The 21,349-nt window shown below is 44.5% G+C and carries 20 protein-coding genes; 14 read left to right on the top strand and 6 right to left on the bottom strand.

Annotated features, from left to right (window positions below):
- Window positions 1–79 precede the first annotated feature (79 nt).
- The 3 genes from AACQ93_RS19305 to AACQ93_RS19295 all read left to right on the top strand — a co-directional run bounded on the left by AACQ93_RS19305 (window position 80) and on the right by AACQ93_RS19295 (window position 3,909).
- Window positions 80–1,069: a CobW family GTP-binding protein gene (locus AACQ93_RS19305; RefSeq protein ID WP_064607895.1), complete on the top strand. Its 990-nt coding sequence runs from the start codon at window positions 80–82 to the stop codon at window positions 1,067–1,069.
- A 111-nt stretch (window positions 1,070–1,180) separates the two neighbouring features.
- Window positions 1,181–2,566, top strand: coding sequence for a TldD/PmbA family protein (locus tag AACQ93_RS19300; protein ID WP_064607893.1), 1,386 nt, complete (start codon window positions 1,181–1,183; stop codon window positions 2,564–2,566).
- Window positions 2,566–3,909: a TldD/PmbA family protein gene (locus AACQ93_RS19295; RefSeq protein WP_064607891.1), complete on the top strand. Its 1,344-nt coding sequence runs from the start codon at window positions 2,566–2,568 to the stop codon at window positions 3,907–3,909. Before AACQ93_RS19300 ends, AACQ93_RS19295 begins: the two co-directional genes overlap by 1 nt.
- A gap of 177 nt (window positions 3,910–4,086) precedes the next feature.
- Here AACQ93_RS19295 and AACQ93_RS19290 read toward each other — a convergent pair whose 3' ends face one another.
- Entirely contained in the window at window positions 4,087–4,335 is a 249-nt protein-coding gene (locus AACQ93_RS19290) for a hypothetical protein (protein ID WP_007464173.1), read from the bottom strand.
- Window positions 4,336–4,442: 107 nt separating this feature from the next.
- Entirely contained in the window at window positions 4,443–5,081 is a 639-nt protein-coding gene (locus AACQ93_RS19285) for a porin family protein (protein ID WP_064607889.1), read from the bottom strand.
- A gap of 446 nt (window positions 5,082–5,527) precedes the next feature.
- Here AACQ93_RS19285 and AACQ93_RS19280 point away from each other — a divergent pair, with 446 nt between their 5' ends.
- Complete coding sequence (locus tag AACQ93_RS19280) at window positions 5,528–6,424, top strand: LysR family transcriptional regulator (protein ID WP_064607887.1); 897 nt, start codon at window positions 5,528–5,530, stop codon at window positions 6,422–6,424.
- Between the two features lie 236 nt (window positions 6,425–6,660).
- Here the strand turns inward: AACQ93_RS19280 and AACQ93_RS19275 are convergent, their stop codons facing one another.
- Both AACQ93_RS19275 and AACQ93_RS19270 read right to left on the bottom strand, forming a co-directional pair.
- A complete protein-coding gene (locus AACQ93_RS19275; RefSeq protein ID WP_064607885.1) occupies window positions 6,661–7,299 on the bottom strand; it encodes an outer membrane beta-barrel protein in 639 nt (212 codons plus the stop codon).
- A gap of 567 nt (window positions 7,300–7,866) precedes the next feature.
- Window positions 7,867–8,319, bottom strand: coding sequence for an acyl-CoA thioesterase (locus AACQ93_RS19270; RefSeq protein WP_064607884.1), 453 nt, complete (start codon window positions 8,317–8,319; stop codon window positions 7,867–7,869).
- A 415-nt stretch (window positions 8,320–8,734) separates the two neighbouring features.
- Here AACQ93_RS19270 and AACQ93_RS19265 point away from each other — a divergent pair, with 415 nt between their 5' ends.
- Both AACQ93_RS19265 and AACQ93_RS19260 read left to right on the top strand, forming a co-directional pair.
- Window positions 8,735–9,784, top strand: coding sequence for a hypothetical protein (locus AACQ93_RS19265; protein WP_064607882.1), 1,050 nt, complete (start codon window positions 8,735–8,737; stop codon window positions 9,782–9,784).
- A 234-nt stretch (window positions 9,785–10,018) separates the two neighbouring features.
- Window positions 10,019–11,569, top strand: coding sequence for a phospholipase D family protein (locus AACQ93_RS19260; protein WP_064607879.1), 1,551 nt, complete (start codon window positions 10,019–10,021; stop codon window positions 11,567–11,569).
- Between the two features lie 125 nt (window positions 11,570–11,694).
- Here the strand turns inward: AACQ93_RS19260 and hppD are convergent, their stop codons facing one another.
- Window positions 11,695–12,768 (bottom strand): 4-hydroxyphenylpyruvate dioxygenase, encoded by a 1,074-nt coding sequence (hppD, locus tag AACQ93_RS19255; RefSeq protein ID WP_198160204.1) that lies wholly within the window; start codon window positions 12,766–12,768, stop codon window positions 11,695–11,697.
- A gap of 298 nt (window positions 12,769–13,066) precedes the next feature.
- On the opposite strand from hppD, the gene AACQ93_RS19250 reads away from it, so the two are divergent.
- Complete coding sequence (locus AACQ93_RS19250) at window positions 13,067–14,041, top strand: CHAD domain-containing protein (RefSeq protein ID WP_064607875.1); 975 nt, start codon at window positions 13,067–13,069, stop codon at window positions 14,039–14,041.
- A gap of 42 nt (window positions 14,042–14,083) precedes the next feature.
- Here AACQ93_RS19250 and AACQ93_RS19245 read toward each other — a convergent pair whose 3' ends face one another.
- A complete protein-coding gene (locus AACQ93_RS19245) occupies window positions 14,084–14,566 on the bottom strand; it encodes a glutathione peroxidase (RefSeq protein ID WP_064607873.1) in 483 nt (160 codons plus the stop codon).
- 361 nt (window positions 14,567–14,927) lie between these two features.
- On the opposite strand from AACQ93_RS19245, the gene yhfZ reads away from it, so the two are divergent.
- The 7 genes from yhfZ (at window position 14,928) to AACQ93_RS19210 (ending at window position 21,349) form a co-directional block, all read left to right on the top strand.
- Entirely contained in the window at window positions 14,928–15,824 is an 897-nt protein-coding gene (yhfZ, locus tag AACQ93_RS19240; RefSeq protein WP_064607871.1) for a GntR family transcriptional regulator YhfZ, read from the top strand.
- A 28-nt stretch (window positions 15,825–15,852) separates the two neighbouring features.
- Entirely contained in the window at window positions 15,853–16,230 is a 378-nt protein-coding gene (locus AACQ93_RS19235) for a PRD domain-containing protein (RefSeq protein WP_064607869.1), read from the top strand.
- Window positions 16,224–17,102: a phosphotriesterase family protein gene (locus tag AACQ93_RS19230; protein ID WP_064607867.1), complete on the top strand. Its 879-nt coding sequence runs from the start codon at window positions 16,224–16,226 to the stop codon at window positions 17,100–17,102. Before AACQ93_RS19235 ends, AACQ93_RS19230 begins: the two co-directional genes overlap by 7 nt.
- A gap of 26 nt (window positions 17,103–17,128) precedes the next feature.
- Window positions 17,129–17,488 (top strand): DUF2620 domain-containing protein, encoded by a 360-nt coding sequence (locus AACQ93_RS19225; protein WP_064607864.1) that lies wholly within the window; start codon window positions 17,129–17,131, stop codon window positions 17,486–17,488.
- A 9-nt stretch (window positions 17,489–17,497) separates the two neighbouring features.
- Window positions 17,498–18,799, top strand: a complete 1,302-nt coding sequence (locus tag AACQ93_RS19220; protein WP_064607862.1) for a YhfT family protein — start codon at window positions 17,498–17,500, stop codon at window positions 18,797–18,799.
- 101 nt (window positions 18,800–18,900) lie between these two features.
- Window positions 18,901–20,094, top strand: coding sequence for a YhfX family PLP-dependent enzyme (locus tag AACQ93_RS19215; RefSeq protein ID WP_064607860.1), 1,194 nt, complete (start codon window positions 18,901–18,903; stop codon window positions 20,092–20,094).
- A complete protein-coding gene (locus tag AACQ93_RS19210) occupies window positions 20,087–21,349 on the top strand; it encodes a phosphopentomutase (protein WP_064607858.1) in 1,263 nt (420 codons plus the stop codon). Before AACQ93_RS19215 ends, AACQ93_RS19210 begins: the two co-directional genes overlap by 8 nt.

Below are 21,349 nucleotides of genomic sequence, written 5' to 3'. Positions count from 1 at the left end.
TCATACCAAACGGAATCATGGTCGAATAACAGCAACCCATTGTTCCGTTTGGTATTAATGAAGGAGAACTGTGACCAACATGAAGCGCATCCCAACCAATATCATCACCGGCTTTCTGGGTGCTGGGAAAACCACTTCAATCCTCTCTCTGCTGGCGCGTAAGCCAGAAAATGAAAAATGGGCGATCCTGATCAACGAGTTCGGCAACGTCGGCGTAGACGGTGCCATCCTTGATCAGCAAGGTGCCATTGTTAAAGAAGTTCCGGGCGGCTGTATGTGCTGTGTGGCAGGTTTGCCAATGTCTGTCGGCATCAATGCACTACTGGCACAAAAACCGGACCGACTGCTGCTGGAACCAACCGGACTAGGTCATCCGAAGGAAATCATCAACAAGCTGACTTCCGATACTTTCCGTAACTATATCGACCTGAAGGCAACCATTACCTTGGTAGATCCTCGTCAGTTTGCGGATCCACTATATACCGAAAACCAGAACTTCCAGGACCAGATTGCGCTGGCTGATGTTGTGGTCGCCAACAAGATTGACCAGTGTGTGGATTACGACATTCTGGCTTTCGAAACCTATATCGACCAGTGCGAGCCAAAGAAGAAAATTATCGGCCAAGTGCAACAGGGTGAGCTGGAACTGAGCTGGCTGGATGTTGAACGTACTGAGCGCAAAGCTGAGCACAGCCACCATCATCACCACCATAGTGACGAAGAAGCGGCACCGCTACCGGGCTTTGAACTGGCACCGGGTCAGACTTATGTACGTAAAGAAAACAACGGACAGGGTTACCATAGCTGTGGCTGGTTCTTTGCAGCCGATCAGATTTTCGATTTCTCTAAGCTGTTCAGCCTATTTTCCAATATCAATGCCCAGCGCGTAAAAGCAGTGGTTAACACTGAACGCGGTTGTTACGCTTTCAATGTTGTAAATCAGGTAGTTACTGTAAACGAGTTGTCACTTGAAGGCTTCGAGTCCCGCATTGAAGTCATTGACAACGAGCTGCTGCCATGGGGTGAGCTGGAAGAAATCCTGTGCTCACTGACCACGATTAAAAACTGAGAAAAAGACTCAACCTGCTGATTTCATGCTAAATATGAATAGGTAGGAAAAGAAAATATCGCCCATGGTTCAATCCGGTTAACCATGGGCTAATTCAAGCAAGGAGCAACTATGCTAAACCCTGCTACTGCGAAAGCGGTCATTGATCATGCACTCTTCCTGGGCGCTGACTTTGCAGAATTGTTTGTCGAGCACCACCAGTCAGGCTCTGTCGAGCTGAACTCTGGCGAGATCGACAAAGTAAACTCAGGTATCGACTTCGGTATCGGTGTTCGCCTTTTCTTCGGCCATAAAGTCCTTTATGGCTACACCAACAGCACCGACGAAGAAGAACTGAAACGTGTTACCAGCCTGCTGGCCGCCAAAGACAAGCGCGACCAGATTGCTACCGCGGGTGCATTGAACCTCAGCCGTTATAACAGTATCCACTCGTGCCAGCTTCCGCTGAGCCAGAATGCTAACCTGGAAGAAAAAATCGCCTTCCTGAGAGAAGCTGATCTGGCAGCCCGTGCTGAAGATGAAAAAATCTCTCAGTTCATCGGTCGTATCGCGCAACGTGAACAACAGGTTGAAATCTTCAACTCCAACGGCCTGCATATCGGCGACACCCGCCATTACACTCGTGTTGCAGCTACAGCTATTGCCCAAAACGGTAGCGAGCAATCTATCGGGTATGAAGCTCCTGGCGCTTTGACCGGCTGGGAATTCAATACCCGCCTGAATCCACGTGAGCTTGGTCATGACGTTGCCAAACAGGCCATGGTTAAGCTGTTCGCAGAAAATTGCCCTTCAGGTGAAATGCCGGTGATCATCGGTAACGGCTTCGGCGGTGTTATTTTCCATGAAGCCTGTGGTCACCTGCTGGAAACCACATCTGTTGCTAAAAAGGCATCTGTATTCCACGACAAAATGGGTGAGATGATTGCCAATACAGTCGTCAATGCAGTTGATGACGGCACCATGGCAAACGAGTGGGGCTCAATCAATATCGATGACGAAGGGATGGAAACCCAGCGTACCCAACTGATCAAAGACGGTAAGCTTACAAGCTTTATGGTTGACCATATGGGTTCACTGAAAACTGGCTACTCCCGCACAGGTTCCGGCCGTCGTGAATCATACAAGTACGCACCGACTTCCCGTATGCGTAATACCTTCATCGAACCGGGTGACAGCTCACTGGATGAAATGATCAGCAGCGTCGAGCGCGGCATCTACGCCAAGAAGATGGGCGGGGGCTCTGTTCAGCCGGGAACTGGTGAATTCAACTTCGCAGTACAAGAAGCTTATCTGGTTGAGAACGGCCAAATAACCAAGCCACTGAAATCCGCCACGCTGATCAGCACCGGACCTAAGGTGTTGAAAGAGATCAGTATGGTCGGTAAAGACTTCGAACTGGCTGCCGGTATGTGTGGTTCAGTGAGTGGTTCAGTACCGACTACCGTCGGACAACCGGCACTGAAGGTAGACAACATTCTTGTGGGAGGTGGTAACTAATGGCCGATCAAAACAAACTTCAACAGGCAATTGATCAGGTTCTGGATCGCGTAAAAGCAGCCGGTGCCGAAGCTGATGTTATCGCTAACTGCAGCAATAACTTCTCCCTGAAAGCCAACGGCGGCGAACTGGACGAATACAAGGTAACATCCGGTCAGGTTATTGGTGTTCGTGTCATCAAAGATCAGCGTGTCGCCACCAGCTATTCCGAATCTCTGGAACCTTCCAGCCTGGACAGCATTGTTGAGCAAGCCCTGCTGAATGCGAAATACACCAAGCAAGACGAGCATCAGACCATCAGCTGCGCAGACAGCCGCCTGACAACAGATGTGGCTGAAATCTACCAGCAAGATGAAGCCACTGTTGACGACAAGATCGAGCTTGCTCTGGCGCTGGAAAGTGGTGTTGTTGCCCTGCCACATGCTAAAGCATCGCCATATAACGGCTTTGGTGAATCGGATAGCAAAGTAATTCTGGCCAATACTAAAGGTACATTGTGTCAGCATCAGGAACGCTCAACTTACTGTTATGCTTATACCTTGTATGAGCAGGACGACAAGCAGTCAATGCACGGAGGTATGTCATCCGGTCGTCGTTTTGACGAACTGGATTCCGCCTACTGTATTAATCATGGTTACGAAATCGCTAAAGCCCTGCTTGACGGTGAGCCTGTTAATACCGGTAACTACTCCGTTATCTTCGATCTGAGCTGCCTGAGCAGCCTGTTCGGCGCATTTGGCATGTGCTTATCTGGCCAGTCGGCAATGAAAGGGATCAACCCGTGGCGTGATTCACTTCATTCCCAGGTTGCCAGCCCGCTGCTTACTGTATCGGATATCGCATTTATTGAAGGCGGTTCTGCGATTAAGGCGTTCGACAGTGAAGGTTATGCCACCCGCGATACCATCTTGATCGGTGAGGGTCAGCTGCAAAGCTTGCTGCACAACAGCCACACTGCCAGCTTCTTTGGTATTGAGAACACAGCCAACGCTGCCCGTTCAGCTAAAGGTGGCTTAGGCGTATCATCCCGCCATACTACGATTGCAACCGGAACCAGCTCGGATGCTGAAATCACAGCAGGCGAATACCTGGAACTAGTTGAACTTCAAGGCGTTCACTCCGGGGCTGATGCTATCAGCGGCGACTTCTCATTCGGTGCCAGCGGCTTCCTGTGTCGCGACGGCAAACGCATCAAGCCGGTACGCGGTATTACAGTGGCCGGTAACTTCTACCAGATGATCAAAGAAATTGATGCTGTGGGTAATACACTGACTCACGATTACGAACGTGATTTCTTTGCGCCAAAAATCCGCTTCAGCAAACTGAACATTGCCGGGAAGTAGAAGACAAAGTTTAGAGTCGAGATAGAAATATCTAGAAACTAGCGTTAAAAGAAACTAATAATACAAACGGCGAGCTATTAAGCTCGCCGTTCTTTTATCTGGATTCCGGAAGGGAAGTTACTCACTTAACTGGCAGTATCAACCTCTCACCACTCTCCTTTCAACTCGAAACTACCGCTACCCTATCGCCTTATCAGGATCTATCTGATAGTAAGTATTTACACAGGAATTAGCCAGTTCCGGTTCGAGAAACTCGCGTACTATGTCGATCGATTCAGCTTCCCACATGCACTGACACATCTTCTGATGCTCACTGACCATAGTGGAGTGCAACCGCATTCCCGCTGGCGGATGACTCATCGCGCCACTGGCTTTCTGCCAGAACAATTCAGGATCTGTGATTTCGTGCTCAATCGCGATAAACATGGTCCCTCCCCTATGTTCATAAGAAAGTATAGTGAGGGGATAAAAATATGTAACAAAAAAGGCTGTGATTAATCACAGCCTTTTCGTATATCTCATTTATGAATCAATCAGAAGCGGTAAGAAACGCTCAGATAGACTGAATCAAGAGTAAAGTCGTAAAGCTCAGTAATCGTGTAATCTGAGTAAGCTCCATGACGAGTCTCTTTCTTCTCGGCATAGAAGAAATCAGCTTCATAGGCAAGTCTGACACTTAGTGCATTAAATGCTGGTGGCATATATTCAATACCCAAACCATAACGAAGACCTAAATATTTATCTTCATCTAATTTTAGGAAATCCACATTACTAGATTCATTCAGTTCGAGCATTGACAACCCCAAAATACCGAACGGACGTAAACCATTGTTAAAGGTGTAACCCGCATTTGCGGTAAAAGACAACGCTTCTGGCTCCCAGCTTTGTACCGTCACAGGTTTAGATGCAATCTTAACATCACCATACTTCGTGTACTGAGCTTCAAGAGCAAGAATATGGTTAACCTGATAACCAGCAATTAGTTTATAGGTATTTCCCTCTCCAGCCACATCAAAAGGAAGATCTTCAAATACATCAAAAAAGCCATCTTGATCATCAACACCGATTGTACCAACACCGGCACCGACATAAAAACCTCTTACATCCTTAGCATGAGAAAATGAGGCTACTAGTAATGAACTAAAAACAGCAATTATTTTAAAAAATTTCATAATTTATAATATTGTGATTGATTATTGAAGTTTATTTCAACCCACAACCAATTAAGTCAAAAAATTACATCTATCATTTCCGGCATACTTAATTCATTTAGATAGAATCAAAAAGTTATATCCAAATAGAACTAGACCAATAATGCTAAAGTGTTATTTTTACAATCAAAGCATTATTCCCAAAAGACATATTTTATAATTCAATGACAGCCACTATGATTGCTATATGAACTGAACTGATTTCAGTTCACCACTAATATATCTCTAACTTTATATGTCTGATTAATAACCCTATAGCTATTAATCACTTAATAATCAAATAAGTATAAAGCTAAACATACATCAAATGGACTGTAGGTTGAAATGTTAAGAATTAACGAGAAATTAAATAATAAACTTGTTATTATTGATGATATATATATCACCACACAAATCACTATTACCGGATGAGCAACAATCTATCTCTGTCTGATATCAAAACTTTTGTCGCCATTGTTTCAATGGGTAATTTAACGAAAGCCGCCGATAAGCTTGGCTCTTCCCGAGCACATGTTTCCCGACAGCTAAGTCAACTGGAAAAAGACATGGGTGTACAGTTGCTCACCCGAACAACCCGTACTCAAAAGCTGACTGATGCCGGTGAATTTTTTTATCAAACCTGCCAGACATCTCTTGAAGCTATTGAAAAAGCCGCAGCTAACGTATTAGAGATGACTAATGCGATGACGGGTAAAATAAATATAAACAGCCTGGGTGGCGTTTTTGGTGAGGATTATCTGGCAAAGGCCCTGGCTGAGTTCTCACTACAGTATCCCGATATCCAAACAAACCTGTCTTTTGAAAGCCGACACGTTAACCTGATTGATGAGCAGTATGACTTTGTTATTCGTGCCGGTGAACCTGCAGATTCAAGACTGATCTGCCGCCCTTTAATGACCATGCAAATGGGGTTGTTTGCTTCGCCTGAGTATCTTAAAACGTACGGAACTGTCGAACACCCTGACGAACTGATTCGGCACAGGTGCCTTGCGGGCCCAATTGTAAAATGGCAGTTTCAAAACTCTTTCGGCGAACAAAGAGACATCCTTATCCCAACAGTGATGAACTGTAATAACAGCCGGGTACTGCGCCAGTTTGCACTTGAGGGTTCAGGCATTACACGACTTCCATCTTTCTATTTGAAGCGCGAGCTAGAGGAGAAAACCCTAGTCCCAGCCATAAAAGGATGGGATATCACCCCGATTCCGGTTCACATAATCTATAACAAACTTCACTACCAACCTGAACGGGTAAAAGTGTTGATCAACTTTCTTTGTGACTGGTTTAGTCAAAAAATGATTTAAACAGAGCAGATTTCTCAGAAGTTAGTATCAGGCCACCCACACTGTAGACAGCTCGGATAGTATCCTTTCTCACCGGACGACAGGAATTTCTATAGCGACTAAGACCACTTAAATAATCACCTATTTGCATTACTTGCGGGTATTAATTCAGGCAGCATAGTGAGTGAGCAAGTATATAAAATCAAAAAGCTGCGTCATAAACGCAGCTTTTTACCAGGATAAATTCTTAGTCAGCTTTAGAACTTATATGAAAGGCTTACATAAACAGAAGACAGAATATAGTCTTCAAATTCAATTGCTTCTTTTGGATCAAGATAGAACATATCAGCTTCATAAGCAGTACGTATACTTAGTCTGTTCATCGCTGGTGGTGTATATTCAAGGCCGACACCGTAACGCATACCAGGGTTAAGGTCGTCAGCATATAGTTTCAAAGATTGGTTAATATCAACTGCTGACATACCTAGAATGCCGAAAGGACGCAATCCGTTATTAAATGTATAACCGGCATTAAGCGAAAATGAAAATGCTTCAGGAGCCAAAATCGTCTTAGTACCTTTTACCTGATGACCAAAAACATTTGTTGTATCTGTAGAATTAACATCGCCATATTTTGTATACTGAGCTTCAAACGCAAGAACTCGGTTAATCTGATAACCAGCAATTAGCTTTATTGCCGTACCATCCACCTTTGTACTAACTTGATGTGTAAAACCTGAATCATCCTCATAAGGGCCATTCAGTGAATCATCAAGATCATTCAACTCCACAGTACCTGCGCCGACACCGACATAAAAACCTCTTGCATCCTTAGCATAAGAGAATGAGGCCACACACAAAGCACTTAACACCGCTAATAATTTAATATATTTCATAATTTATTATCTTAAGCTTAATTATTTTTCTCACACTTTACTTTGCAGCACTTTTGAGTCAATTTTCACGCATTTATTCATTCAAGCTGAAGGTTTTATTTGCAATTAAATAAAAAACAAAAATACTCCCGCCTGATTATTAAGAATGGATATATACCCGGACAGTATGATTTATAACGTAATAACATTAACTATGATATGAACTAAAGCACATTCAATATACCCTCGAATATAAGCCTGATGTATAACTTCCTGATTTTTATCTCAAATCAAAAAATACACTTCAAACCCACAAGGGCTACAAAATAAAGCATTGAGGTTTAATGAAGCGGTGAATAATAATCACGTTATCATTTGTGATATATATATCACTACACAAATCACTATTACCTAATGAACAACAATCTATCGCTTTCTGATATCAAATGCTTTGCGCCATTGTTTTACTGAACAATTTACTATATCCGCCAAAAAACTTGGTTCTTCCCGAGCACATATTGCTCAGCAACACATAGTCTACGGCAGCTAAAGCAACACAACATTACTCCGGCTGCCGCTTACGCTGAATCAGAATGTTTCCTGTTGCACCAAAGTTCGAGACTCAATTCCCTGAATACTGTCGACCAGTAACGGTGACATATTTGCTTTCTGTTTATTGTTGAAATCGTACATCACGACTTCTGCCGTCCCGGTTGTCACTACCGCTCCATGCTTCTTGCTGACCACAGCGTACTCCATAGTAAACCTGTCATCATGAAGTTCAGATACCCGACTGCCGATATATAAAATGTCCGGGTAGGTCACCGGCAGCTTATAACGGCAGCTGGTTTCGCTCAGCACCGGGCCTATGCCGGTTTTGTACATTTCATCCATCAATGCCACTTCGCGGAAGTAGTCGATCCTGGCCGTTTCGAAATATCGGAAATAAACCACATTGTTAACATGTTGGAAGGCATCCATTTCTCCCCAGGCGACCGGAATTTCTGTAATGACCGGGTATTCTTTCAATAGTTCGTTCATTTGCACTCCTTGCAGTCAGTAATATTTTATTATCGCCGGCTCATACTTCCTGTCCGGAGATATAGTCAGATCAGATTATGGCAAACAGTAATAGAGCATTCGTTCTAACCTTATATTACTGACGCTAAAGTACCAAATTCATATGAATCAGTATGATTTTTATTTAGCAATCACTAACCATTTGTAGCCCCGCTTATACGTGCGGCTAACATTCACTCCGTTCTGTTTGACTAACTTTTCTTCAGTTATGAAAGCGCAGTGTAAAAATCCGTCGTAAAAATACTGAATGCCTTAATTTATAAGGGCTAACCGCATATTTTACGGTATCCTTAGCCACCTTTTTTTATTGCCCTGCGGCACAAACCGAAGGGCTAAAATTATGAGCCAGCGTGCTCATAGCGAAAGAACAACATTTATGCTTTACAACGACAACCTACCCGTACGCTTCCCGAAAGGGACATTTGCGATGTTTACCGTGTACAGTTTTACCGGTGCATCCATTCTGGCTTCGATCATTTTCTCCCTGCTGCTATTTTTGTCGATCGATGAAAACCCGATGATGCAGGTACTCTTCGGCGGACTGGCCGTGATTTTCGAACTAGGTAAGTTTTTTGCGTGGTATGAATTCGGTGAGCGCCGCGCACGCCGTAATTACACCGGAGCATTTTCGGCATTTGCTTTCTATGCGGTTTTGGCTGCTATCTCTATCGGTGGCTCTGTCGGTGGTATCAACAGTGCAACTAACAAGGCACAAAGTCACATTAGTGTTCACCAGAGCAAAGTTAACAGCTATAACATGCAAATCGCAGCTATCGATAAACAGATCGAGCTTAATAATGTTGCTGCCGAGAAATATATTCAGATGGAACGAATCGCAACTGGCGTAACCCGTATCCAGAAAGAGAACGATAAACTCCGCCAGCAGCAATTAAAACTGGCAGCCGAACGTGACAGCCTGCCAGTAGCCGCCCAGGGATCAGTGATCGGCCTGATTGACAGCCTGGCCAAATCGCTGAATATTCAGACTCAAACCGCACAGCTAGGGCTAGTCATTTTCCTTTCTGTACTGCTGGACTTTTTCGCCGCATTCTTTGTTGGCTTGATTGGTGAAGAAATCCGTTTCCGTAATCAGTTCCACCGCCTGAATCCAATAACCATTGATGCGTTTAATGCCGAGCCTAAAGAGCCTGAATTACTGACAAACCAAATGGATGATTACGACGTAACTGAAAGTGAATCGCCAGAGCTGGCCCCCCAGAAAGCAGAAGAGCCCAAAACACCATACGAAATGGTGATTAAAGCGCTAAGCAGCAATCAGGTTAACTGTACAAAACGTGCTGTGACCCGCTTTTTGAAAATCAGCAGTGAAGAAGTCGACGATATCTTCAAACAGCTACTAGAAGAAGGCATTGTCAGTAAAAAACCCAACAATCACTACCAGTGGCACGGAGTAACTGAAAACTAAGTTTCAACAAGCCTCAAGGTTAAGATACCTTACAAGACAATATAGCCCGCTCCGCCATCAGGTTGAGCGGGTTTTCTTTTTCCGACTAATTAAATGTCAAAGCAAAATTGTTATTTGATTGACTCTTAATATAACCACGTCAATATTCAGAAAAGTTATCCTACGCAAGCACTACATATCAGGAATACAATTAGTGCCATAGAATAATTTTCAGCATTTCGTGATGTGGCATAGATGGTTAAGAACTCAAGATCTCCCCTGTTTGCTTTGTTCATTTCTTATGTTCCCCGTCTGCTGTTCCTTTGTCTGATTGGAGCTCAACTCAGTTGCGCACAAAAAATTCCCCAAGATAAAGAATCCAGCAGAGCTATTGCAGCTAGTCCTGATACTTTGCTGGCGGGTTATAGCCAAACTTACCTTGCTGACGCTAACGGGCTTTCCGGTTTTTATCCGCTCGATGACGGGCAAGAAGCTCTACTGGCAAGACTTGCTCTGATCCAAAGCGCCGAGGACAGCATTGACCTCCAGTATTATATTTACCGCGATGATCAGACAAGCTCACTCATGACCTGGGCACTCTACCAAGCCGCAGAGCGAGATGTACGAGTTCGTGTCTTACTTGATGATATGCAGACACGGGATGACAGCACACTGGCGGCTCTTTCCAGTCACCCTAATATCGAACTGAGGTTGTTTAATGCCTTTACTCAACGGACTTTCCGAATGATGGGCTTTGTCGGTGACTTCAGCCGCCTCAACCGTCGCATGCACAATAAAGCACTGGTCGCCGATGGTGCTTTTGCCATCACCGGAGGCAGAAATATTGGCAATGAATACTTCGCCGCTAATGATACGGTCGATTTTGGTGATTTCGACCTGCTCCTGCTTGGGCCTGCCGTTCCCGATATAGCCAGACAATTCGACTTATATTGGAACAGCCGCCCGTCTACTCCAATAGAGCACCTTGTCGATAATATTCACTCCCCTACACAGAAACAATTGACTCAATGGGAAAAATCGTTAGAGGATTACTTCAAAAACTCTGCCTACATAAATTCTCTGGCTGACCTGCCGTTAGCCCGGCAACTTAGAAATCAAAACCTTGGCATTTATCTGGCAGAAGCTGAAGTTGTTTATGACCTCCCAGCCAAAGTCTATGCTCAAGATACCAACGCCCTGTTACTGCACCAAATTTCTGCTGTTCTTGAACAAACGAAATCTGATTTTCTGCTGATTTCCCCCTATTTTGTCCCAACTGAAGGGGGCGCAAAAGCCCTTGCTCAAGCTGCCAGTGAAGGAATTAATGTCACCATTATTACCAACTCTTTGGCTTCCAATGATGTCTTTGCCGTTCATGGCTGGTATGCAAAATACCGCCAGACCTTACTGGAAGGTGGTGTCAAACTTTATGAAGTAAAGATTGATCCTGCGTTTAAAAAAGATCGCTCCTGGCTAGGCAGTTCCCGCACCAGCCTTCACGCTAAGACCTTTATCATTGATCGCCATAAAATCTTCGTCGGTTCGTTTAACTTTGATCCCCGTTCGGCCTATATCAATACGGAAATGGGCGTTTTCCTAGATACGCCAGAATTTGTCGAAAATATCTATCAAAAAATGGATAAAGGACTGCTCAAAAACACATATCGCCTCGAACTCGATAACGGCGAAATCGTATGGAATGATGATCATACAGGTCGACGCTATACGTCTGAGCCTTATGCCGGATTCTGGTCACGGCTTGGTGCATGGTTTTCCGGCATATTGCCAATAGAAAGCCAGCTATAATCCGAATACATTTCTCAGCCCTAACAAAAAGGCGGAAAATTATCTTTGCCCGCCCTTATCAATACCAGCCACATCACTTTAATCACATGTCATAATCATAAACTTCATGTTGCTGTACAGAATTACTAATCTTCCGTATCCAATACGCCCCGGCGGATCTGATCCAGTTCGATGGATTCAAACAACGCCTGGAAGTTACCTTCACCAAAGCCCTGATTACCCTTACGCTGAATGATTTCAAAGAACACCGGCCCGATAACGGTATCGGTAAATATCTGCAGCAAAATACCGGTTTCATCACCATCTATCAGGATCTTTAACCCATTAAGCCTGGCCACATCCTCATTATGGCCGGGAAGGCGTTTATCGACGTTTTCATAGTAGGTATCGGGCGTATCCATAAACGCCAGACCTCCATCTTTGAGCTTTTGAACTGTGGCATAAATATCTTTGGTACTCAGCGCTATATGCTGTATACCTTCGCCATTGTATTGATCCAGATACTCAGCGATCTGGGATTTATCATCGCTCGACTCATTTATCGGAATCCGTATTCTTCCACACGGAGAAGTCATGGCTCGTGACAGCAAACCAGTCATCTTACCTTTGATATCGAAGTGACGGATTTCCCTGAAATTAGCAATACGTTCATAAAAACCGGCCCAAACATCCATATTCCCGCGTTGCACGTTATGTGTCAGATGGTCGATCACTTCCAGCCCGGCATCTAACTGCGCCATTCTGGCTTTATAGTCAGGATAATAGTCAAAGTCGATTTCATAAATATCATGCTCACCATAACGGTCGACAAGATAAATCAGCGAGTCACCGATGCCATAAATTGCCGGTATATTAAGCTCCATCGGACCAGCCTGAGCCGCGCAGGCTGTCGCGCCCTGCTCTGTCGCATACTCCAGTGCCTTCGCCGAGTCATAAACCCGAAATGCCATCGCATTCACACTGGCCCCATGCACTCCGGCAAAACCAGCAGCTTGCGAGTGAGCCTCACCATTTACGATAAAATTGATATCACCCTGACGGAACAACCACACCGCTTTGTGCTTGTGCTTTGCTACCTCAGCAAAGCCCATCAGGTGAAACAGGTTCTTCAGGTTTGCAATTCCTTCCGGTGTCGGCGCGGTGTATTCAACAAACTCAAAACCGTCAGTACCCAAGGGGTTTTCAATCTTTTTGCTCATCCTCATGATCCTCACTTTATTCCTCACCAAGCGTGATCACTTCAATCTTATTAATAGGATTAGCAGTTACACCGAGGGTTGAGACATTAAGCAGGTAAAAACTGTTACTTGATTGTAAACGCTGCTCGTAAACTCCAATTGCCATCAAAATGAAAGGCAACTCACCAAGCCTTATTTTCCGTGCAGGCTAAACCGCTTTGTTCAAACTATTCAAATCTTTGCTACCGAGTTATCAGTTTCCGAAGCTTAATTACATACCTCTCAGTCTGCGACTAAGATTATTTGAAGAGGTGAAAAAATGAATGTAAATAAGCGCGATAAGCTCAAATTACCAAAACGAAAAAAGCCGGACGTATTATTAAAAGCCGATGCCGAAATTCATCAGCCCGTATTTCATTTCCTGAAAACCGAATTCAACCATGCCAGGCAACATGAAAAAGGCATCAATCGCGATGATGACATTGAATTTCTTCACCAGTACCGTGTTGCTCTGCGAAGGTGTCGGGCGCTGATCAGCCTGCTTAAATCACTGTTTAAAGCAGAACAAAAGCAAATGCTCAAAGTCGAACTCAAAACCATGATGCAGAAAAGCAACCACCTAAGGGATCTGGATGTGTTTCTGCTAAAGATGGAAGATTATTTCTCTGCTTTGGAGCATCAGTATCACCAAGGACTTATCTGCTTCTTTGACGAATTACAGTACATGAGGCGAAACACGCACAAAGAGTTAAAACGATGGCTGAAAACAGAAAGTTACGAACAGCAATGCCAGCTTGTAAAAGGACTTATTGCTGAACTCGAATACTGTCCGACCTCCAAAGGACGTAGCAAAAGTAAAGACTTCGGGCGCGAAATGATCTGGCAGCACTTTGAGCAGGTTCTGACGCATTGTAATGGACTCACAATTAACAGCCCGGATGAATCTGTTCATGAACTCAGAATTTGCTGTAAAAAACTCCGTTATCTTTTAGAGTTCTTTACACCGATATTTCCGGCAAAAATCAATAAGGAGCAGATACAGCGTCTCAAACAACTTCAGGATCAACTCGGTGAGTTTAATGACTCATCAGTTCAGCAGTTATTTCTTGAACACTACCTGAAGGGCAAAGAGACATCATCAACAACCTTCGCTGCGATCACTCAGCTGAAAGCAATAGCCCAAAGTGAACACCAGGCTGCAAAGCAGCATGTCATCACTCAGTTAACCCAATTCACCCATCCGGACAATATTGCGAGCTACAAAAAACTTTACCTAGTCGAAAAAAAAGCCTGAACAAATCAGGCTTTTCACCGCGTTTACCTCAGAACAACTTATCTAAGCTTTCAATGCACGAGCAATATCCTGCTCAATAGACTCTGGCGCTTTGTTTGGCGCGTAGCGCTTAATCGGTTTGCCGTTACGACCAATAAGAAACTTGGTAAAGTTCCATTTAATATTTTGGCCGAAAAGCCCTGGTAGAGCCTTTTTCAGATATTGGAACACTTCATGGCTGTCCGGGCCGTTGACATCCACCTTTTCAAACATTGGAAAATCAACGCCATAGTTGATCTGGCAGGCTTCCGCAATCTGCTGGTTCTCTCCCGGCTCCTGGCCTCCAAACTGGTTACAAGGGAATCCCAAAATAACCAATCCCTCATCTTTATGTTTCGCGTAGAGTTCCTGCAGCCCTTTATACTGTGGAGTAAAACCACATTCACTGGCCGTATTAACCACCAAAACAACTTTTCCGGCAAAGTCACTCATTGCGATTTCCTCCCCGCGAATACTGTTCGCTGAGAGATCATAAAACGTCATCATTACCTTTCTCCATATACGGAATAAAAACTGTTTCCGAAGCGCACACAGTGAATTTAGCAAATAGAATTAGAATGGTTATTCTATTTAGTTCACTCTCCTCTCTTACCGAAAACCCAAAACAAAATATAAAGCCTTAAATTTCAAAACGTTAAAAAGAAAACCTCATAAAGTAATGAAAATACTTTATTGGGTTCAGTTCTTTTAAGCTGCTTATGAAACGCAAACATCATATTTGCCAGCTCAGTCACGTATTACTCCCTCCAATATGACCCAGATCTCACATTCCACAAAGTGAGCTATAAACAACCCACAAACGTTGCTAATTTAAACATTCAAAATATTGAAGATTAAAAATCAGACTATGAAAGCTCAATACATCAGCAAAGAAGGCGCAGCCATTATTAATATTGCGCGCTATTTAATGACAACCTCAGTCAACGACAGACTGAGAACAATTGATTCTTTATCTGAGGATATTGGGGTTTCTGTCGGCTTTATTCAGAAAGCGCTGAGTACCGTAGAACAACAAGGTGCCGTTACACTGTCTAAACAAGGCCGAAACGGTACTTTTATCTCTAAGCTGGATTATCAGGGGTTAGTAAAACTGGCCGGTTTTTCCCATGTGGTATGTGCTATGCCCCTGCCTTATACCAAGCACTACGAGGGTCTGGCCAGTGGTCTGAAACAGCAAATTGGCAGCTTACCATTATATTTTGCCCATATGCGCGGTGCGGGTGTCAGGGCAGAATGCCTTAAAGAAGGAACATACGATATTGCTATTATGTCTAAGCTCGCTGCTCAGACATATTCAGACGGTTTTGTCACTGCAATAGACTTAGGACGAAATACATACTCTCATGAGCACCGCCTGATTTACCGGAATGGTGAATATGAGCAAATAAAAAAAGTCGGAGTCGACCCGGACTCTCCCGACCAAAAAATACTAACTGAGTTGGCGTTTGAAGATAAATCCATCGATATTGTTGAAATCAATTATGCAGACAGTCTTGCGCAATTATTACAAGGCAAAATCGATGCTGTTGTCTGGCTTCCTGAAGCGATAGAAATGGAAAAATATGGCCTTTCTGAGCGACCTCTTGATCATATAAAGCAATGCGTACTTGCCTCAGAAGCCGTCATACTAGTTAGCGGTGATGCGCCACATATTAATATTTTGCTTCGAAAACTAATCAATATTCCTGCATTACTCGAGCATCAACAGAAAGTCGTCAAGGGCGAAATAACGCCAAGTTATTAAAATAGAATCCAAGCAACAGGAGTGTGCTATGAAGGATCGTCTTACCCTATTACAGCAGGCCAATGTGATCACAAAAGATGCCTGCCAGGCAACATTAATGGCAATAGATCTCATAAGTCGTCATTACAATGTTGATGAAAACAGCGAACAATTCCAAATGGCCATGACACACCTGGCAAGAGCCTATGACCGCATCAAAAATGGCGACACGATTGCTGAAGGTCTGGATTCGGAAATTTTTGATGAAATAAGCTCTGACGACGAATTCGGACGAATCAGCGCTCTAAACCAGTTGATCTTGGATTCACTTGAGCTTGATAACACTCCGGATACGGAAAACTCCTTTTTACTCAGTAACCTTTTCTCACTTCATTACGCATGCCAAGCAAAGGAGGCGATATGTTAATTGACAAAAGCGGCTATACCTATTGCCATGAGCACCTGCATATCGACCTTTCTCCCCAAAAAGGAAACATCGATTGTCGATTGGATCAATACGATCTCATCAAGGATGAAATGGATGCCCTTGTTGAGCGTGGTGTATATAACATCGTAGAAGTAACTAATTCCTTTATGGCAAGAAATCCTCAATTTATTGAAAGTTTAGCATGCGACACAGGAATAAACATTTTGCTTTCAACTGGATATTACATTGAAGGCTTCTTCCCGGACGAACTTTATAACAAGTCAGCCCATGACATTAGCCAGGAAATGATCAAAGAAATCATAGTCGGCTTAGACGACAGTAAATTCAAAGCCAGCGTTATCGGTGAAATTGGCAGCAGCGAAAATACTTTTACTGATACAGAGAAAAAAGTCTTTGAAGCAGCTGCCATGGCGCACTACGAAACCGGCCGCCCTATCTCTACTCATCAGTCCATGAGCACTATGGGACGGCACCAGATCGAATTATTCAAAAAGTTTGCAGTTAACCTGGAGCGAGTCACTATCGGCCATTGTGATCTGAAAGATAACCTTGAAGACATCCTCTGGCTGATCGATCAGGGATGTTACGTCCAGTTTGACACTATCGGCAAAAATTCCTATTACCCGGATTCCAAGCGAGTGGACATGCTTAAGGCTTTGTCCGAACGTAACTTACTCGATCGAGTGATGCTTTCTATGGACATCACCCGTCGCTCGCACCTAAAGAAAAATGGCGGCCCCGGCTTTTGTTATCTAGTCGATACCTTTGTTCCAATGATGTTGGATGCGGGTATCAATCAGAGAGAAGTCGACACCATGCTCAAGTACACCCCCTACACACTTTTCCAATAAAAACAGTAAGACAAAAGGTTCCCGTTATGAAAAAGATTGGTATTGCAGGCTTACAACGAGAGAAGATTAAAGATCAGATCGAAAAAACGCTGCCTGGTCACTTTGAATGCCACATCCTCAACGACATGGATGCCGCAATGAAAGTGAAAACCGGGGAGCTCGACTACTATATCGGCTGCTGTAACACAGGTGCCGGTGCTGCCCTGTCCATTGCTATCGCTATCATCGGTTTTGCCCAAAGCTGCACCATTGCCAAACCTGCAATTCAGGCCAAACCAGATGAAGTAAAACGCTTTATTGAAGAAGGCAAAGTAGCTTTTGGCCTCTCTGTCGAGCATGTCGAACACGCGATCCCAATGCTCATCACTACACTGGCTAACAAATAAGGCACAGACATGGATATTATCAATACCGGCTTAGTCGCCCTACTCTGCGCTATGACAGCATTAATTGCCAACATGAGCGCCTCAGTCTTTCACGATGGGATCCGACCCATATTGCCCCAGTTGGTCGAAGGAAACATGACACGACGAGATGCCGGCTCTGTTGCATTCGGCCTGTCGATTGGTTTCGTGGCCTCCGTGGGGATTTCATTTACTCTTTCCACCGGATTACTTAATCCGTGGCTATTATTCCTGCCTACAGACATCATAGGCGTTATGCTGGGAAGCCGTTTACTGGCGGCACTTGCTGGCGGTCTGTGGGGAATTCTAGTAATCACCTCACTACACGGCGTAAATGCGGTACTGACTGGCTTACCTGTTGATGCACTCGGCGCTTTAGGCGAACTGGGTACACCGGTAATGACAGCTTTTGCTCTGTTCCCGCTACTAGCGATTTTCAATCAGTTTGGCTGGAAAGCTGGAGCCCTGGCCGGCGGTGTTGTCCTGATCTCCCGCCTACTTGTCATCAAATACACCAGCATCTACCCAGAATCAATCCAGATCTTTGTCGGCATGGTCATGCTGGTTGGCATCGCCATTTACAAAGATATTGATAACAAGAAAAAAGGCATCACCCCTCCCGACATGTCCGGTATGCATAGCTTGTTTGAAGAGCGAACCAAACGAATTATGAAAAACATGCCATTCCTTGCTGCGACAGGGGCCCTAATTGCCATTGTTGCTAATGCTGGGATCTTCGCCGGCTCTGAAGTATCCATTTATTCTCTTGCTGAAGCCTACAAAATTACCGATCAGGCGGCGCAAGATGCAGCTATCCAGCAAGTCGCCCTGTCTGAATTTATGCGCGGTCTGGGCTTCGTTCCGCTCATCGCAACCACAGCATTAGCTACCGGGGTATACGGCGTTGTAGGTATGACATTCGTTTTCGTTGTCGGTTACCTGTCACCGAACATTCCGGTTGCAGCTCTACTCGGGGCAATCACTATCTGCCTGGAAATATTCCTGCTCCGCAAAATTGGTCATTTCCTGGAACAATTCCCGTCTATCCGTAATGCCTCTGATAACATCCGTGATTCCATGAATACCCTTATGGAGTTTGCACTATTGATTGGTGGTGTTCTGGCTGTTATGAAGATGGGCTCTACCACCGGTCTGACCATCTTTACCATTTTATTCTTCCTCAATGAGGTTATGGGACGTCCGATCCTCAAGATCGCAGCACCAGCCGTTGCCGCCATCCTGACGGGTATTGCATTAAACGTGTTGTTCGTATTCGGTCTGTTCGCAGTCTAGATCTCGTGTAAACAGAGTCAGTCTCACAGAGTTCCACATCATGGTTAACCTATAAGGTGCCCTTGTGGACTGGCTCTTGTCGTCCTTAAAAAGGTGCTTTTATGTTTCTCAATGCATTAACAAAACAAAATCCGGCACTGATTGACGGAGCAATTAAGCTACTTCAGGATGGCTTGATCCTGCCCGATACCTATGTCATCGATGTCGACCAGTTCAAAGAAAATGCCCGATTAATAAAAGCGAAAGCTGATGAACATGGCATCAGACTTTATGCCATGACCAAACAGTTCGGTCGTAATCCTGTTTTAGCCAGAATGCTGGTTAATGAGCTGGGATATGACGGTATTGTCTGTGTCGACTACAAAGAAGCCCGACAACTTCATCAGGCCGGGACTAAAATAGGCCATGTCGGTCATTTAGTTCAGCCCCCCAGCCACTATATCCCTTTTATTGTTTCCAAAATTCGCCCCGAAGTTATCACTGTCTACTCTATCGAAAAAGCACGCGAAATTTCAGTTGCTGCTCAGAAAGCTAACCGGGAACAAAGTGTTTTGTTGAAATTCTTCCGTAGCAATGACCAGCTATATACCAACCAGGAAGCCGGCTTTCCAATTGAGTCACTAGAAGATATTTTTGCTCAGGTTGCCGCCCTGCCGAATATCCACATTGAAGGCCTGACACACTTCCCTTGCTTCTTATTCAACAGCAAAACGCAATCAACTGAAGCGACAGCCAATATTGAGACTGTCAATGTCGCACATAGACAGGCCAGCGAACTTGGCTATCAACTTTCCCAAATTAACTGCCCGTCAGCTACAAGTTGCGAGACGATTGAAACAATTAAACAGTTCGGCGGGACACATGGCGAACCGGGGCATGCCCTGACGGGGACAACACCCGCCAATCAAGATGGCAACCAACCTGAAAAAATCGCCATGCTGTATATCAGCGAAGTCTCCCACCATTTTGACGGCAAAAGTTACTGCTACGGAGGCGGCTATTACCGCCGCAGCCAGTTATCGAATGCACTTATAAGAGAAACAACAAAGGCCAACACCTCGGAAATCATAGCCAGAGACAAAATAGTCAATATCAGTAACGAAGATGAATCCAATATCGACTACTACCTGAAATTTGATTACCCCTGTGCTATCGGCACCCCTGTTGTCATGGCCTTTCGTACCCAAATTTTTGTTACACGAAGTGATGTCGCACTTGTCGAGGGACTATCAGGCAATTCCCCAAGATTGCTTGGTTTATTCGATGCACAAGGAAACGAGGTGACACATGGCTAAATTTATTATCGTGGTATTAGATGGATTCGGAGTTGGTGAAATGCCTGACGTTGCATCTGTTCGCCCACAAGATCTCGGTGCCAATACTGCAGGTAAATTACTCAACCATTTCCCACTTAAAAAGCTTCCGATACTAGAAAAGCTGGGGCTTATCAATATTGTCGGACAGGCTAACTCTGTCATGGCACTTTCTGCCATTGCAAACTGGGGTAAAGCCAAACTGGCTCATTATGGTTGCGATACATTTATGGGGCACCAGGAAATCATGGGCACCCACCCTAAACCGCCGATGATAAGACCTTTTCAGGAATCTATTGATAATATTGAAAAAGCACTGTTACAAGCAGGTTATTCCGTAGACCGGATTACCAGAGATTCATTGCAACTACTGATGGTTAACAACAGTGTCGTTGTTGGCGACAACCTTGAAGCAGACTTAGGACAAGTCTATAACCTTACGGCGAATTTCAGCCAGATCAGTTTTGAAGAAGTTAAAAAGATCGGATATGTCGTCCGCTCAGCTAATGCCGTTAGCCGCAACATTGCTTTCGGAGGCTTTGTACCTTCAATTAATAACATCCTCAACGCAATTGAAACCAAGACTGATAAATACGGCAATCCATGCTATATCGGCGTTAATGCACCGGACTCAGGAGCCTATGACAACGGTTTTCAGGTCATTCATCTGGGTTACGGGGTCAATGCCCAAACTCAGGTTCCCTACCAACTGAACCAGGCAGGAATTCACACTTACCTCTATGGCAAAGTTGCCGACATAGTGCAAAACGAAACTGGTACTTCTTATACCTCAATCGTCGATACCGGCAAGGTTTTCGAACTGTTAATCAATGACCTTCGCCAACATGATCAAGGTTTCTTCTGTGCCAACGTACAAGAAACAGATCTCTCCGGACACCAACAGGATCCCAAACGTTACTGGACCATTCTGGAAAAAGCTGACAAAGGACTGAACACCATCATTGATGAAATGAAACAGGAAGACATTTTAGTGGTGATGGCAGATCACGGCAACGATCCTTTCATCGGCCATACCAAACACACTCGCGAACAAGTCCCGCTCATGATCTACAGATCTGGCATTGAAGGCATTCAACTTGGCACCTGCGAAACACTTGCTGATGTAGGAGCCAGCGCTTGTGCTTATTTCAAAGCCCTGTCACCGGAATTCGGGGAGCCAACTATCTATCAACAACTAAGAGGAATAATCCCGCACGCCAAGCATGCATTGACATAA

The sequence above is a fragment of the Photobacterium sp. J15 genome (assembly GCF_963870815.1).
GTDB lineage: Bacteria > Pseudomonadota > Gammaproteobacteria > Enterobacterales > Vibrionaceae > Photobacterium > Photobacterium marinum.
Note: the sequence above shows the minus strand (reverse complement) of the source record. Positions and strands in the feature narration are given on the sequence as shown.

What these genes read in the sequence shown, in the direction of transcription:
- AACQ93_RS19280 (WP_064607887.1), top strand. Translation starts at nt 5,528, where the DNA reads ATGAGCAACAATCTATCTCTGTCTGATATCAAAACTTTTGTCGCCATT.
- yhfZ (WP_064607871.1), top strand. Translation starts at nt 14,928, where the DNA reads ATGAAAGCTCAATACATCAGCAAAGAAGGCGCAGCCATTATTAATATT.
- AACQ93_RS19295 (WP_064607891.1), top strand. Translation starts at nt 2,566, where the DNA reads ATGGCCGATCAAAACAAACTTCAACAGGCAATTGATCAGGTTCTGGAT.
- AACQ93_RS19230 (WP_064607867.1), top strand. Translation starts at nt 16,224, where the DNA reads ATGTTAATTGACAAAAGCGGCTATACCTATTGCCATGAGCACCTGCAT.
- AACQ93_RS19285 (WP_064607889.1), bottom strand. Translation starts at nt 5,081, where the DNA reads ATGAAATTTTTTAAAATAATTGCTGTTTTTAGTTCATTACTAGTAGCC.
- hppD (WP_198160204.1), bottom strand. Translation starts at nt 12,768, where the DNA reads ATGAGCAAAAAGATTGAAAACCCCTTGGGTACTGACGGTTTTGAGTTT.
- AACQ93_RS19235 (WP_064607869.1), top strand. Translation starts at nt 15,853, where the DNA reads ATGAAGGATCGTCTTACCCTATTACAGCAGGCCAATGTGATCACAAAA.
- AACQ93_RS19275 (WP_064607885.1), bottom strand. Translation starts at nt 7,299, where the DNA reads ATGAAATATATTAAATTATTAGCGGTGTTAAGTGCTTTGTGTGTGGCC.
- AACQ93_RS19215 (WP_064607860.1), top strand. Translation starts at nt 18,901, where the DNA reads ATGTTTCTCAATGCATTAACAAAACAAAATCCGGCACTGATTGACGGA.
- AACQ93_RS19265 (WP_064607882.1), top strand. Translation starts at nt 8,735, where the DNA reads ATGCTTTACAACGACAACCTACCCGTACGCTTCCCGAAAGGGACATTT.
- AACQ93_RS19220 (WP_064607862.1), top strand. Translation starts at nt 17,498, where the DNA reads ATGGATATTATCAATACCGGCTTAGTCGCCCTACTCTGCGCTATGACA.
- AACQ93_RS19270 (WP_064607884.1), bottom strand. Translation starts at nt 8,319, where the DNA reads ATGAACGAACTATTGAAAGAATACCCGGTCATTACAGAAATTCCGGTC.
- AACQ93_RS19225 (WP_064607864.1), top strand. Translation starts at nt 17,129, where the DNA reads ATGAAAAAGATTGGTATTGCAGGCTTACAACGAGAGAAGATTAAAGAT.
- AACQ93_RS19210 (WP_064607858.1), top strand. Translation starts at nt 20,087, where the DNA reads ATGGCTAAATTTATTATCGTGGTATTAGATGGATTCGGAGTTGGTGAA.
- AACQ93_RS19300 (WP_064607893.1), top strand. Translation starts at nt 1,181, where the DNA reads ATGCTAAACCCTGCTACTGCGAAAGCGGTCATTGATCATGCACTCTTC.
- AACQ93_RS19260 (WP_064607879.1), top strand. Translation starts at nt 10,019, where the DNA reads ATGGTTAAGAACTCAAGATCTCCCCTGTTTGCTTTGTTCATTTCTTAT.
- AACQ93_RS19290 (WP_007464173.1), bottom strand. Translation starts at nt 4,335, where the DNA reads ATGTTTATCGCGATTGAGCACGAAATCACAGATCCTGAATTGTTCTGG.
- AACQ93_RS19245 (WP_064607873.1), bottom strand. Translation starts at nt 14,566, where the DNA reads ATGATGACGTTTTATGATCTCTCAGCGAACAGTATTCGCGGGGAGGAA.
- AACQ93_RS19250 (WP_064607875.1), top strand. Translation starts at nt 13,067, where the DNA reads ATGAATGTAAATAAGCGCGATAAGCTCAAATTACCAAAACGAAAAAAG.
- AACQ93_RS19305 (WP_064607895.1), top strand. Translation starts at nt 80, where the DNA reads ATGAAGCGCATCCCAACCAATATCATCACCGGCTTTCTGGGTGCTGGG.